At 62.6% G+C, this 13,608-nt stretch carries 11 protein-coding genes; 9 read left to right on the forward strand and 2 right to left on the reverse strand.

Translation table 11 applies throughout. The annotated features are described in order from the left end of the window. Positions 1-90: 90 nt before the first annotated feature. Complete coding sequence (locus FO013_RS02635) at positions 91-1,551, reverse strand: arylsulfotransferase family protein (RefSeq protein WP_143921042.1); 1,461 nt, start codon at positions 1,549-1,551, stop codon at positions 91-93. 85 nt (positions 1,552-1,636) lie between these two features. On the opposite strand from FO013_RS02635, the gene mfd reads away from it, so the two are divergent. The 5 genes from mfd to eno all read left to right on the forward strand — a co-directional run bounded on the left by mfd (position 1,637) and on the right by eno (position 8,338). Next, entirely contained in the window at positions 1,637-5,230 is a 3,594-nt protein-coding gene (gene mfd, locus FO013_RS02640) for a transcription-repair coupling factor (protein WP_143921043.1), read from the forward strand. Positions 5,231-5,388: 158 nt separating this feature from the next. Continuing rightward, positions 5,389-5,583, forward strand: a complete 195-nt coding sequence (locus FO013_RS02645) for a CsbD family protein (protein ID WP_143921044.1) — start codon at positions 5,389-5,391, stop codon at positions 5,581-5,583. A 121-nt stretch (positions 5,584-5,704) separates the two neighbouring features. Next, positions 5,705-6,163: a MazG nucleotide pyrophosphohydrolase domain-containing protein gene (locus FO013_RS02650; RefSeq protein WP_260847937.1), complete on the forward strand. Its 459-nt coding sequence runs from the start codon at positions 5,705-5,707 to the stop codon at positions 6,161-6,163. Then, complete coding sequence (locus FO013_RS02655; RefSeq protein WP_143921045.1) at positions 6,160-6,975, forward strand: tyrosine-protein phosphatase; 816 nt, start codon at positions 6,160-6,162, stop codon at positions 6,973-6,975. The genes FO013_RS02650 and FO013_RS02655 overlap by 4 nt, the downstream gene beginning before the upstream one ends. A gap of 82 nt (positions 6,976-7,057) precedes the next feature. Next, complete coding sequence (gene eno / locus FO013_RS02660; RefSeq protein WP_143921046.1) at positions 7,058-8,338, forward strand: phosphopyruvate hydratase; 1,281 nt, start codon at positions 7,058-7,060, stop codon at positions 8,336-8,338. Between the two features lie 315 nt (positions 8,339-8,653). On the opposite strand, the gene FO013_RS02665 is transcribed toward eno, so the two are convergent. Further along, positions 8,654-9,718 (reverse strand): endonuclease domain-containing protein, encoded by a 1,065-nt coding sequence (locus FO013_RS02665; protein WP_260847938.1) that lies wholly within the window; start codon positions 9,716-9,718, stop codon positions 8,654-8,656. 591 nt (positions 9,719-10,309) lie between these two features. Between FO013_RS02665 and FO013_RS02670 the strand changes: the two genes are divergently transcribed. The 4 genes from FO013_RS02670 (at position 10,310) to FO013_RS02685 (ending at position 13,580) form a co-directional block, all read left to right on the forward strand. Continuing rightward, positions 10,310-10,801 (forward strand): FtsB family cell division protein, encoded by a 492-nt coding sequence (locus FO013_RS02670; RefSeq protein WP_143921047.1) that lies wholly within the window; start codon positions 10,310-10,312, stop codon positions 10,799-10,801. Continuing rightward, positions 10,801-11,331 (forward strand): DUF501 domain-containing protein, encoded by a 531-nt coding sequence (locus FO013_RS02675; RefSeq protein WP_143921048.1) that lies wholly within the window; start codon positions 10,801-10,803, stop codon positions 11,329-11,331. The genes FO013_RS02670 and FO013_RS02675 overlap by 1 nt, the downstream gene beginning before the upstream one ends. Before the next feature lie 9 nt (positions 11,332-11,340). Beyond that, positions 11,341-12,288 carry a Ppx/GppA phosphatase family protein gene (locus FO013_RS02680; RefSeq protein ID WP_143921049.1) on the forward strand — a complete coding sequence of 316 codons (948 nt, stop codon included), beginning with the start codon at positions 11,341-11,343 and terminating at the stop codon, positions 12,286-12,288. Between the two features lie 101 nt (positions 12,289-12,389). Next, positions 12,390-13,580 carry a S8 family peptidase gene (locus FO013_RS02685; RefSeq protein ID WP_260847939.1) on the forward strand — a complete coding sequence of 397 codons (1,191 nt, stop codon included), beginning with the start codon at positions 12,390-12,392 and terminating at the stop codon, positions 13,578-13,580. Positions 13,581-13,608: the final 28 nt, after the last annotated feature.

Raw genomic sequence — 13,608 nt, forward strand, 5'->3', positions numbered from 1 at the left:
ATGAAGCTTGGAGAACCCCGAAGAACCGGGGCCTGTGGGCAATCGTGTCCGATCCGTTAGTCCCGTTACAGTCTTGAGATCTCCGGTGCCTCAGTCCACGATCGTGCTTCCGATGCGCTCCTTGTCCTCGTTTACAGCCTCGACGACGATCCGGGAGCCGGCGGGGGTGATGTCGGCCGCAGTTTCAAACCCCGTGCGATCGACGACTGCGGTCTCCTCGAGCTGCTCCTCGCTGTCGCCGCTGAGGATGCGCCAGGCGGCGACGTCGCTGGCTCCGTTCCAGCTCATGTGCACTCGTGTGATGCCCTCACCAGGCTCAGATCTCGTCGCGGTGGGCGGTGCTGACGGAGTCGCCTGCCAGTCGAAGCGATAGGCCCGGTAGTTCGATCCGCCTGTGAAAGTGGCATCGTAGAGCAGCTTGCCATCGTTGGTGAACTCCGAAAAATACGGTTCGGAGCCCCAGCCGATGACCACATTGCCGTTGTCGAGTTCCTGCAGATTGCCCTGGCTTCCCGATGAGCGGTCATCGGGGGCCGGGTACTCGGTGTCGACGCTGACCTTCTGCGCTCCCTCATCGACGTCGAGGCGCAGACCTCTGGAATCGCCGAGGCGGGGCGCAGCATGGTTATCGAAGAGGGTGATCTTGCCGTCGTCGCGGCGGACGGCGTCATGCTGCCAAGCGAAGGCAGCACCCTCGCCCATCTCGAAGTCGCTGGCAGACCCGCCCAGCACCCAGTTCACGTCGGCGCTCTTCCGATCGAGCTGATAGATCGCATGTGTGTTGCGGGCGGAGACGAGCAGCGAATCACCATCGTCATCGACGGACGCCGAGTTCAGATGGATGTAGTCGAAGGGCTCCTCCTCGGTGCCTTCGCCGTCCTTGAGCTTCGACTGCGTCTGGTCGACGGGAATGTCGTCGAGTGATCGCCATTCGACAACGGGTTCACCGGAGGCGATGTCGACCTCCTGGACCACTCCTTCCCAGGCCCAGCCGTCCTTCGGGCCGCCGACGGATCTGAGATCCGTCTGGGTCTTGATATAGGACAGGAGGAGCATCGTCTCGTCGTCTGTGATCGTCGTCTCGTGCAGATCGGCGGTCTTGTGGGCGAGGTCCCCTCCCATGCCGACACGTGCGATCTCGTTGTAGCTGTCGTCGAGCATGACGACCTCGCCGGCTGTCTCGGGCGTTTCTGCCAATCCCTCCCACCAGGTGAGGACGGGCTCGTTCCTGTACTCCTGAACCCGCAGGTCCCACATCTGGCCCGATCCCTGTCGGATCCAGACCGGCTCTCCGTCTGGGGCGAGGATGAGTCCGCCGACCCAGGACTCCCCGTCATCGGCGGTCTGTCCCTTCGGGGCGAGGAATGTCTCGAGTTCATTGTCGTCCTCGGGCTGCTGTGAGCTGACGTCGATGTCGATCTTCGGCGGGTTCAAGTCGGGCCTGGTGTGGAAGTCCCAACGTTCGGGTTGGGGGACTTCCTCTTCCGCGGTGCATCCTGCCAGGAACAGCGTTGCGGCCGCCACAGTTGCGAACAGAGTGCGGTAGGACATGACCTCATCTTCACACGTTTCCACGAAGAGTGGTCAGAGTACGGTCGCCGCCGTTTCTCGTGTCATGCCGGTGGCTTAGAATTGCATGGTGCTCAACGGACTCGATCTCACACGCCAGAACTCCACCATCACTGACCTCGTCGGAGCGTTCAACGACCCGGAGACAGCAGGTGGGACGATCGATGCGATCAGAGGTCTGTGGCCATCGATCCTGCGCCGAACGCTGGTGTCGGGCGACAACGATCCGTCCACCTCGGCACCGCAGCTCATCGTCACGGCCACCACTCGTGAGGCTGAAGACCTGGCCCGGGCCCTGGCGGACTGGGTGCCCGAGGATTCGATCGCGATCTTCCCCAGTTGGGAGACCCTCCCACACGAAAAGCTCTCACCTCGGTCTGACACCGTCGGGCAGCGTCTGCAGATCCTGCGCCGCCTGGCCCACCCGAGCCCGAACCGGCACCTGGCTTTCATCATCGCCCCGGTCCGCGCATTCCTGCAGCCGCTGGTCAAGGGGCTCGGCGACATCGAGCCGGTGGAGTTGGCCGTCGGCGACGAATACGAGATCGACCAGCTGTCCCACCGCCTGACAGAACTTGCGTACTCACGCGTGGACATGGTCTCCCGGCGAGGCGAATTCGCCGTCCGCGGTGGCATCGTCGATATCTTCCCTCCGACGGAGGATCATGCCCTGCGCATCGAATTCTTCGGCGACGAGATCGATGAGATCCGCGAGTTCTCCGTCAGCGACCAGAGATCCATTCCCGCCGAGGCGGAGGCCGAACCGCTGAAGCTCTCGGCTCCACCCTGCCGGGAGCTCCTGCTCACCGACTCAATCCGGGAGCGAGCGGCCACGCTGTCGCAGACGTTGCCGGCAGCAACGGACATGCTCGACAAGATCGCCGGTGGAATCGCCGTCGAAGGCATGGAATCACTCTCGGCAGTGCTGGCAGACGGCATGGAGCCGATCATCGCGTTGCTGCCCGAATCCACGAAGATCATCATCACCGAACCCGAACGTGTCCACGCCAGGGCCGCCGACCTCGTCGTAACGACGAACGAATTCCTCGAAGCCGCATGGTCAGGAGCCGCAGCCGGCGGCGAATCCCCGATCGACCTATCCGCAGCGACTTTCCGGACCATGGAAGAGATGGAAGAAGGCGCTCGCCTCATCGGCTTGGCCTGGTGGGAGCTCGGCGGTTTCTCCACCGACGAAGAGCTCGTCTCACCTGCGGAGAATCTGTTCTCCGTTCCGGCGCGCGCTCCTCGGGGATATGCCGGTGACGTCGAGGCGATCCTCGCCGATGTCAAGGGACTCATCCATGACAGGTGGCGCATCCTCGTGCTCACCGAGGGGCAGGGACCGGGCCAGCGGATGGTCGAGGTGTTCTCGGAGGCTGGGGTGCCTGCGACCTTCGTCGATGACCCGACGGACATCGCCGATGCTCTGGTCACCGTCACCACGGCCGCGCCATTCGGCGGATTCGTCTTCGACGACCTCAAACTGGCCGTGCTCACCGAAGCCGATGTGCTCGGTCGCGCGGCAGCCACCTCGACGAGGGACATGCGGCGCCTGCCCACCCGACGCAAACGCAACCAGGTGGACCCGCTCAACCTGGCACCCGGGGACTTCGTCGTCCACGACCAGCACGGCGTCGGCAAGTTCATCGAGATGACCCAGCGCACCACTGGCAAGGGAGCGAACAAGCACACCCGCGAATACCTCATCGTCGAATACGCCCCGGCCAAACGCGGCCAGCCCGGCGACCGACTTTACGTTCCCAGCGATGCCCTCGACCAGGTCAGCCGCTACGTCGGTGGGGAGAGCCCGACCCTGAACAAGATGGGCGGCTCCGACTGGTCGACGACGAAAGCCAAGGCCAGGAAGGCGGTCAAGGAGATCGCCGGTGAACTCGTCCGCCTCTACTCTGCTCGACAAGCCACCGTCGGCCACACCTATGGACCGGACACACCATGGCAGCGCGAACTCGAAGACGCCTTCCACTACGTGGAGACCGCCGACCAGCTCACGACCATCGACGAGGTCAAGGGCGATATGGAGAAGGCAGTCCCAATGGACCGTCTGATCTGCGGCGACGTCGGCTACGGTAAGACCGAGATCGCAGTCCGAGCGGCATTCAAGGCGATCCAGGACGGCAAGCAGGTCGCTGTGCTGGTGCCCACGACTCTGCTCGTCCAGCAGCACTTCGAAACCTTCGCCGAACGCTACTCGGGCTTCCCTGTCACCGTCGGTGCGCTCTCTCGCTTCCAGACGAAGAAGGAATCGGACAAGGTCGTCGAAGATCTGGCCGCAGGCAAGCTCGACCTGGTCATCGGCACGCACCGACTGCTCAGTGGCGAGGTGAGGTTCAAGAGCCTGGGCCTGGTCATCATCGACGAGGAGCAGCGCTTCGGCGTCGAACACAAGGAGACGCTCAAGGCGATGCGCACGAACGTCGACGTGCTCGCGATGTCGGCAACGCCGATCCCGAGGACCCTGGAGATGGCCGTGACCGGCATCCGAGAGATGTCGACCTTGGCCACCCCGCCCGAGGAGCGCCATCCGGTGCTGACCTACGTGGGTAAGAAGGAGGACAAGCAGATCAAGGCCGCGATCCGTCGCGAACTCATGCGCGAGGGCCAGGTCTTCTACATCCACAACAGAGTCAAGGACATCGAATCCGTGGCCGGCCACATCGCCGAACTCGTTCCTGAGGCCAGGATCGCGATTGCCCACGGAAAGATGAACGAACAGCGCCTGGAACAGGTCATCGTCGACTTCTGGGAGAAGAAGTTCGACGTGCTCGTGTGCACGACGATCGTCGAGACCGGCATCGACATCTCCAACGCCAACACGCTCATCATCGATCACGCTGATCGCTTCGGACTCTCCCAGCTGCACCAGCTGCGCGGTCGGGTCGGTCGAGGCAGGGAACGGGCCTACGCCTATTTCCTCTACCCGGCAGACACGACACTCACCGAGACAGCCCACGACCGTCTGACGACGTTGGCCGCTCATACAGAGCTCGGCGCCGGCATGCAGGTAGCCATGAAGGACCTCGAGATCCGCGGTGCCGGCAACCTCCTCGGCGGACAGCAGTCCGGACAGATCGAAGGGGTCGGATTCGATCTCTATGTGCGGCTTGTGGGGGAGGCCGTCGCGAACTTCCGCGGCGAGGACACCGAGCCCGAAGCAGATATGCGCATCGAACTGCCCGTCGACGCACACCTGCCGGCAGAATACGTCGACCACGAACGACTGCGGCTCGAGGCCTATCGGAAACTGGCTGCCGCGGCGAACGAGAGCGAACTGCAGGAAGTCCTCGACGAACTCGTCGACCGGTACGGGCCCTACCCGGAGGCTGTGGGTGTGCTCGCCGATGTCGCCAGACTGCGGATCAGGGCCAAAGCCTCGGGCATCAACGACATCGTCGTCCAAGGCAACTTCGTGCGCTTCGGTCCGCTCGAGCTCGAGGATTCGCAGGTCGTGCGCCTCAAACGCCTGTACCCGAAGTCTTTGCTCAAGCCCGCAATCCGGTCGGTGCTCGTGCCCAAGCCGATGACCGGAAACGGCTTCGATGCGAAGGAGATGACGGATTCCGACATCCTGCGTTGGGCCCACCAGTTCCTCGACGCGATCGTCCCAGTCGTCGCTTCGGAAGTCGTCGAAGCCGGCGTCTGAGGCCGGGGTCTGAATGCGAAGAGGCCGTAATGCTTCAACCGATCTGATCGACTCAGAATGAATCTGCACGTATTCTGAGAGTTCACATTCTTCCGCTATTCCTGGCGTAGAGTGCGAATACGAGTACAGACGTACCGTGAGACTTAAGGAGAGACACCATGGGTTTTGACGACAAGTTCGACAACAAGACTGAAGAATTCTCCGGTAAGGCCAAGGAGACAGTCGGCGACATGACCGGCGATGACGAGCTCAAGGCCGAGGGCTCGGCGGACCAGCTCAAGGGCAAGACCAAGCAGGTCGGCGAGAAGGTCAAGGACCTCGGCAAGGACGTCAAGGACAAGTTCAGCAAGTGATGCAGAATTCGACCCCCATCGCGACTGCGGTGGGGGTCATTCTTATTGTTCGACCTTCGTAGTGTGTCGAGCAGCGAGTCGAACCGTCATAGCGGTGCTGGAATCGGAAGGTGTCACGACAGTGGAGCAGGCAGAGACAGCGGGCGTCATCGGTGCTCGAACCGAGGGAGCAATCGAGGCGATGGCGACACTGCGGCGGCGGTGCCCGTGGTCGAGCCGGCAGGACCACGGAAGCCTCGAGAGGTATGCGCGCGAGGAGACCGAGGAGCTCATCGAAGCACTCGAAGACTACCGAGCTGATGCGAATCCGGACCACCGGGCCGCCGTCGTCGAAGAACTCGGCGATGTCTTCTACCAGGTGCTCTTCCACTCCGCGCTGTTGGACGAGAGTGCTTCCGCCGCCTACGGGCACACGCTGGGGATGATCATAGAAGGGCTGGAGGCAAAACTCATCCGGCGTCATCCCCTTGCCTTCGGCGAGGGTGCCAGTGATGAGCACATGGCCTCCCTCGAAGACGTCGAGGCCGAATATCGCCGGATCAAGACAGAAGAGAAACAGCAGAAAGACACGAATCAGTGAGCTTGGATCGCATCGACATCGAAGGCACATTCAACTTCCGTGACATCGGAGGATCCCCCACCTCGGCGGGGGAATCGAGCGTCGGAAAGGGGAAGGTCTTCCGTTCCGACGGTATCGCCCAACTGACAGACAGGTCGCGGGCCGACATCAGAGCACTCGGCATCAGCACCGTCGTCGATCTGCGTGACGTCGGGGAACGATCCAAGCTGCCCGACGCGCTCGAGGGACTCGACGTGGAGCACATCGAGCTGCCCATCTTCGACGATCATTTCTTTCCTGAGAAGCAGCTCAGCCGCGAGGAGATGCAGAAGGCCGCCGAGGCGACCGGAATGGACCTCTCCGATCGCTCGCTGAGTAAGATCTACGAGCTGATGATCAGCCATTTCGGAACGCGACTTGCCAAGGCCATCGACGTCGTTGCGCAGAGCTGCGAAGGCGGAGTCGTCTTCCACTGCTCTGCCGGCAAGGACAGGACCGGTATGGTCGCCGCCTTCATCCTCGCGCTCCTCGGCGTCGGGCGTCATGAGATCCTCGAGGACTACGCGATCACCTCCCAACATCTGTCGGGAGGATTCCTCGAGAACATCATCCGGAACTTCGCCGACGCCGGCATCTCCGGCAACCTCGCCGAGACGGCAACAGCGGCACCCCCGGAACTCATGGCGAAGATCCTCGACTCCATCGACGCAGAATATGGCGAGAACGGTGTCGAAGCCTATCTGCTCGAGCATGGAATGGATCCGGCGAGCCCGGATAAGCTGCGCGAACAGCTGTTGACGTCTGCTGACAGGGAAGAGGCCGTCCGGGACTGAGAATGAGCTCGGTCCTCCGGTGCATTAAGCTGTCCTGCAGGCACATGTTCCCCATGTGAAACCAATTGCGAAGGAGTAATCAGTGGCTGAGATTGTTGCCGCAAACGCCCGTGAAATCCTGGATTCCCGGGGAAATCCCACCGTTGAGGTGGAAGTGCTGTTGGCCGACGAATCCGTCGGTCGTGCTGGTGTTCCTTCCGGTGCCTCCACCGGTGAGTTCGAAGCCGTCGAGTTGCGCGACGGAGACCCAGAACGTTACCTGGGCAAAGGCGTCACCAGTGCTGTTGACGCAGTCGTCGACGAGATCCACGAAGTCATCGTCGGTCTCGAAAGCGATGATCAGCGTCTGGTCGACCAGGCACTGATCGAGCTCGACGGAACCGAGAACAAGTCCCGCCTGGGCGCCAATGCCCTCCTAGGCACCTCGCTGGCAGTGGCTCGTGCGGCCGCGGTGTCTGCGGACCTGCCGCTCTACCGCTACCTGGGTGGACCGAATGCCCACGTCATGCCCGTTCCGATGATGAACATCCTCAATGGTGGATCGCATGCCGATTCCAACGTCGACATCCAGGAATTCATGATCGCTCCGATCGGCGCGGCAAGCTTCCACGAGGGTCTGCAGTGGAGCGTCGAGGTCTATCACGCACTCAAGGGCGTGCTCAAGGAGCGCGGACTGTCGACCGGGCTCGGCGACGAGGGCGGGTTCGCACCTAACCTCGATTCCAATGCCGCGGCACTCGACCTCATCCTCGAAGCCATCGAACTGGCCGGGCACCGTCCGGGCCGCGATATCGCGGTGGCACTCGATGTGGCCTCTTCCGAGTTCTACTCCGATGGTGCCTACGAGTTCGAAGGCGAGAAGAAGTCCGCGCAGGACATGGCCGCATACTACGAAGGTCTGCTCGCCAAGTACCCGCTGGTGTCCATCGAAGATCCACTCGACGAGAACGACTGGGAAGGTTGGGCCACCCTGACCGAGTCCATCGGCTCCAAGGTTCAGCTCGTCGGCGACGATCTGTTCGTGACGAACCCCGAGCGTCTCCAGCGCGGCATCGACACCAGCACCGCTAACTCGCTGCTCGTCAAGGTCAACCAGATCGGCACCCTGACAGAGACCCTCGATGCGGTATCGCTGGCACAGACCAACGGCTACACGACGATGATCTCGCACCGTTCAGGCGAAACCGAGGACACGACGATCGCCGACCTGGCCGTGGCAACGAACGCCGGCCAGATCAAAGCCGGTGCTCCGGCACGGTCCGAGCGCGTGGCCAAGTACAACCAGCTGCTGCGCATCGAAGAGCAGCTCGGCGATGCCGCCCGCTACGCCGGACGCGGAGCCTTCCCGCGCTTCGGCGGCTGAATGGTTTCGTCCCCGAGGCGGGCGTCAGGTGATCATCAATGGTCACCCGGCGCCCGCCTCGGCGGCATTCATCGACAAGACCTCCTTTGATGGGATCGGTGCCAGACTCCCAGCGCTCACCGAACTTCTCCGCGATAACAAAAGCTCCCCGCGATAACCAGGCCTCCTGGTGATCACAAAACCTCCTGCCCCTCGCAGAACACACTGGGGGCGCACCAACTCCGCCTGCCCCGCGCAATTCATACATCTGCAGTGGTTGTTCATGCGGCTGCGGGTGAGGGTCCTGCCGCGTCTGCCGAGCGCATCCTCGGTCAGTCACCTCGTGCCCATGAGGATTCGCCTGATCTCTTCGAACTTCGCCTCCGTGAATAGCTCTTTCCAGCTGATTCTGATGACTCGCCAGCCCTGATCTCGCAGCCATTGTTCTCTGCGCCTTTCGCGTTCGAGTTCGTCGCGGGGCACCCCCGAGCCGAGATACAGCTTTCCGAGTCCATCGATCTCAACGATCATCCGGGCTGCCCTGTGGCAGAAGTCGACGCGAATATTTGACCGCAATGAGGCCGTATCGAACTCGACTTGGGGGACGAACCCGACGAATCCGTGCTGGAAGAATCTCACCGCGGCGATCGACTCGGCAGGGGACTCGCGGCGGGCATCGGCCAGGTCGAGAGCGAGATGAACCTTCTTGGTGTTCCTTGTCTCCAGACATTGTGCCAGCGTCGCGAGGATCTTCTCTCGCGTCGTCAGTCCACGGTGCAAAGCGTTGTCGAGCATGGAAACCGAGATATCGGGGTTGTACGTTCGAGCAACATCAATGAGCGTGCGTTCAAGCGTCGTCACCTCGGTCCCGCGAACTGCCTGCCGGTGATGTCTCGGGATTGTCACACCCCTGACATGAATGCTCTTGAACCTGCGATTGACTCCGGGGCGCACCACCTCGACTTGGTGGGTGACAGGGTAAGCAATTGGCAGGCCGTGGATGAGAGCCGCGGAGATGTGCGAGAACACCTCGGCCGGGGGTGATGCCGACGACATTCGGGTCGCAGCGGTTGCCCCAGCAGTGGTGGCAGATTCCGCCTGACGCTCCTGCTGTCCCTGCTTCTGGAATCTGACTTCGCATCGCGCCATGACTGCGGCGTCGAGGTCTTCGATCTGATCTCGGATGTCTCCGTGCTCCGTGAACTCTGAATGCGTTCCTTCGTCGATGCTCGCCCACAGCGGCCGGTGGTCTTCCCTGGAGCAGACGTGTCTGACCGAATAGACGCCGCGAGACAACCGACGTACGCAGCAACTTCGGGCCCGCCGAATGTCTGCATGGGTGAACCCGAGTCGGATGATCTGCTGTGTGGTCATAATTTTGTACATGACATTAAACTGCATTAAAATATAGTAAAATGCAACGAATGGCTTTCGAGTTGTGTATAACTCTGTGGATAAGCGCCGTTTGAGGTGGAAGCTGGAACGGGAGTGGCGAGCTGCGGAGCGTTGACGTCCGGAGCTCTGGACCCCGGCGTCTGCACCCCGCACTGTGAGTGCCAAATCACCCAACAGCAACGGGGGGTTTTAGAGCCAATAGTGCCGGGAGCTGAACTAGTTGTAGGAGGTAGACGCAAGAGTAGGACGTGAGCCTTGGGCGACGGACGGGGTGGAGATGCGAGCGGCGGGCTGCGCGCCGAGCGGCCAGGCGGCTGCAGTGGGCGGCTGGGACGACGGGACGGCTAAGACGGCAGGGACGGCTGGGAAGCTGGGGGTGGCTGGGAAGGCTGGAGCGGGCGCTTTGGGACTGCCCGGGGCTGGAACGTGAAAGACACGTGAAGGGTGCACGACGGCAGCGAAGGCGCCTGGCGGATGCGGGCTTTCGGAGAATAGAACACGCCACGACACCCAAATCCTCGCAGTCCGGATGATGACACGGCAGACTTAGACATGTTGCGACAGCCTTCCCCATCCCCGGTCGCAGAGGAAAGAGACATGGTTCCGAGCAAGCCCAGAAACAGCGCCCCCAAATCGGCTCCGGGCAGAGCCGCTCCCCGTCGACGCCCTGCAGCGGTCGTCGAGGCTCAGCCCACCGAAGGCACTCGCAAGCGGAAGCTGTCCTGGCAGACGGGAGTATTCCTCCTCGTGATCGCCATCGTGCTCGTCACCTTCCTGCCCTCGATCAATTCGGCACTCAAGCAGGCACAGCAGATCGCCGCACTCAACAGTGAGATCGAATCGACGAAGTCCGAAGTTCAGGGACTGGAGGAGAAGAACGAGAACCTCAAGGACCCCGCATACATCAAGCGCAAAGCACGCAAGGACCAGTACTACGTCGAAGAGGGCAAGAACGCGGTCATCGTCACCAACCAGGAGGCGATCAGCGGTGACGATTCGGATACGGACCGCCCGCAACGCAAACAAGCCTGGTACCTTGAGTTGCTGGAGTCGATTCAAGAGGTCGGCAATACCGTGGAGAAGGGCTGATGATCACAGAGTGCACCGAGGCGGACTTCGCCATCCTGAAGGACCAGCTCGGGCGGATTCCGCGCGGCGTCGTCGGGATTGCCGCCCGCAGCGCATCGGGTGAGCCTCTGGTCGTCGCCACCGCTCCGAGGCTCGAGGACGGCACACCGTTCCCCACCGCCTTCTACCTCACCCATCCCGCCTTCGTCACGGAATGCTCGCGTCTCGAGGCTTCGGGGATCATGGCCGAGTGGTCCGCTGAGCTCGCCGAGGACGAGGAGCTCGCGGCCTCCTATGCCAAGGCCCATGCCGCTTACCTCGCGACGCGATCCGAGATCGGCAAAACGGCCGGCCTCGCCGAGGTGGAGGAGATCAAGGACTACTCCGCCGGCGGCATGCCCAACCGAGTGAAATGCCTGCACGCCCTGGTCGGCCACTCACTGGCCGCCGGCCCTGGGGTCAACCCGATCGGTGATCGCGCAATCTCGTTCATGACCGACGTCCCCACCCCGGCGGGCACAGAGAACGCCTCGGCCGAGGCAAGCGAATAGGAGAGACTCATGAGAGTTGCCGCCTTCGACTGCGGGACCAATTCCCTGCGTCTGCTCATCGCCGACGTCGACGCGCACGGACAGATGACCGAGCTCTGTCGTGAGACCCGGATCGTGCGCCTCGGCCAGGGAGTGGACGCGACGGGTGAGTTCGCCCCCGAAGCCTTGGAACGCACGTTCACCGCAGCCCGGGAATTCGCCGAGGTGGCTGCCGAGTACTCACCGGAGAAGCTGAGATTCGTCGCCACCTCCGCCAGTCGTGACGTGAAGAACCGAGACGAGTTCTCCGCAGGCATCTTCGGCATCTTAGGCGTCGTGCCCGACGTCATCACCGGTGACGAAGAGGCTCATCTGTCATTCCTCGGTGCGACCGTCGGACAGGGTGTCGACAGCGGGCCGTTCCTCGTCATGGACCTCGGCGGGGGATCAACCGAACTGGTCCTCGGCACCGAAAGCGTCACCTCGGCGGTCAGCATGGATATCGGATCCGTGCGTCTGACCGAACGCCACATGTCCGTTGACGTCCCCGACCGGACGCAGATCCAGGCGGCCATCGACGACATCGATGCCAACCTCGACAAGGCCGCCGAAATCGTCGATCTTGCCGCCCCGCGGACGATGATCGGAGTCGCGGGCACTGTCACCACGCTGGCCGCGGGAATCCTCGACCTCGACAGCTACCAGCGCGAACGCATCCACGGCACCCATCTGCGCGTGGCCGACATCGACGGCGAAGCCAACGAACTGCTGCGGATGGGGCGTGAGGCTCGTGCGGCACTCCCGTACATGCACCCCGGACGCGTCGACGTCATCGCAGCGGGGGGACTGCTGTTCGCCCGAATCGCGGCTCGCATCGACTCCGCAGTCAGGAGCGCGGGGGCTGAACTCGACATCATGGTCTCGGAGACGGACATCCTCGACGGCACCGCGCTCGACCTAGCGCGACCGCAGTCGTGAAGCCCGCCGCGCCGCGGACACCGACAGCTTCCCAGCGCCCACGCGCTGGAAGGCGCACCGCAAAACTTGCCATCGTCGGTTCTCTGGTGCTGGGACTGGTTATGGGCACGACTCAGCCAGCACTCGCTGCGCCCGAGCCCGGTCCCGGACAGTGGTACATCAAGAAATATGGCATCGATGACATGTGGAAGAAGTCCACGGGCAAAGGCGTGAAGGTCGCCGTCATCGATTCCGGCGTCAACACAAAACATGAGGACCTCAAAGGCGTGGTCAGCAAGTCAAAGGACTTCAGCGGACTCGACAAGGACGGCAAGACCCCGATCGGCGGCAAGACGACGATCCACCACGGCACCGCCGTCTCCGGAGTCATCGCCGGCCAGGGGCAGGGCGCCGGACCTACCGGTGTCGCACCCGACGTCGACATCCTGTCTGCCTCGATGTGGTTGGGCCCCGACCGTCCGAAGGAATCAGGCTCCACTCGTGAGCAGGCCGACAAGGCAATCCGCTGGGCCGTCGACTCCGGAGCCAAGGTCATCAACATGTCGCTGGGCTGGGACGATCCTGCCTGGCCCTCCAGCTGGGACGAATCCTTCGCCTACGCCTATGAGAAGGACGTCGTCGTCGTCGCCTGTGTCGGCAATGCCTCCCAAGGCGCGACACAGGCGTGGTCGCCGTCGACGGTGCCCGGCGTCATCGGCGTCGGCGGACTGGGCAAGAACAACCGAGTTCTCTCCGAGTCAACTGCTCCTGGAACAGCTGTGGACCTCATGGGGCCGGCGGCAGACATTCCGATCCCGTACTACTCGGGCGGCTACGCAGAGGGACAGGGATGTTCCTTCGCCTCACCGATCGTCTCCGGAGTGGCAGCGCTGATCCGGGCTGAAGACCCTGATCTCAGTGCCGACGAAGTCACCGCCAAGCTGACCTCGACGGCCAAGCCTGTGCCTGGGCACAAGGGGCAGAGCAAAAAGGGCAAGCCGGATCCCATCGTCGGCTGGGGTCGCCTCGATCCGAAGGCCGCGATGAAGGCCGACGTCCCGAAGTCTGTTCCCAGTTCAGCCGATGCTTTGGCCGACTGGGTGACGATGCACCGGCGTGCGCAGTCCGACTCGGCTGAGACGGAGAATGCGGCACCAACAGAGGACAACAACCCGAAAGCAGTCGCGCCCAAGGACGTTGTCTCATCTCAGGCCACGCCCAAGCTGGGCTTCTCGGTTCTGGGTGCCGGAGGCCTCATCGCAGTCGTCCTCTTCCTGCTCTCAGCAGTGGTTTTCATCCGCCGCAGACGCTGATCGAACCCGGTGCCGAACCTCTGAGCTG

Source organism: Brevibacterium aurantiacum, from assembly GCF_007558825.1.
Taxonomy (GTDB): domain Bacteria; phylum Actinomycetota; class Actinomycetes; order Actinomycetales; family Brevibacteriaceae; genus Brevibacterium; species Brevibacterium aurantiacum_A.

Coding starts and splice junctions, on each gene's coding strand:
- FO013_RS02635 (WP_143921042.1), bottom strand. CDS start 1,551: ATGTCCTACCGCACTCTGTTCGCAACTGTGGCGGCCGCAACGCTGTTC.
- mfd (WP_143921043.1), top strand. CDS start 1,637: ATGGTGCTCAACGGACTCGATCTCACACGCCAGAACTCCACCATCACT.
- FO013_RS02645 (WP_143921044.1), top strand. CDS start 5,389: ATGGGTTTTGACGACAAGTTCGACAACAAGACTGAAGAATTCTCCGGT.
- FO013_RS02665 (WP_260847938.1), bottom strand. CDS start 9,718: ATGCAGTTTAATGTCATGTACAAAATTATGACCACACAGCAGATCATC.
- FO013_RS02670 (WP_143921047.1), top strand. CDS start 10,310: ATGGTTCCGAGCAAGCCCAGAAACAGCGCCCCCAAATCGGCTCCGGGC.
- FO013_RS02675 (WP_143921048.1), top strand. CDS start 10,801: ATGATCACAGAGTGCACCGAGGCGGACTTCGCCATCCTGAAGGACCAG.
- FO013_RS02680 (WP_143921049.1), top strand. CDS start 11,341: ATGAGAGTTGCCGCCTTCGACTGCGGGACCAATTCCCTGCGTCTGCTC.
- FO013_RS02685 (WP_260847939.1), top strand. CDS start 12,390: ATGGGCACGACTCAGCCAGCACTCGCTGCGCCCGAGCCCGGTCCCGGA.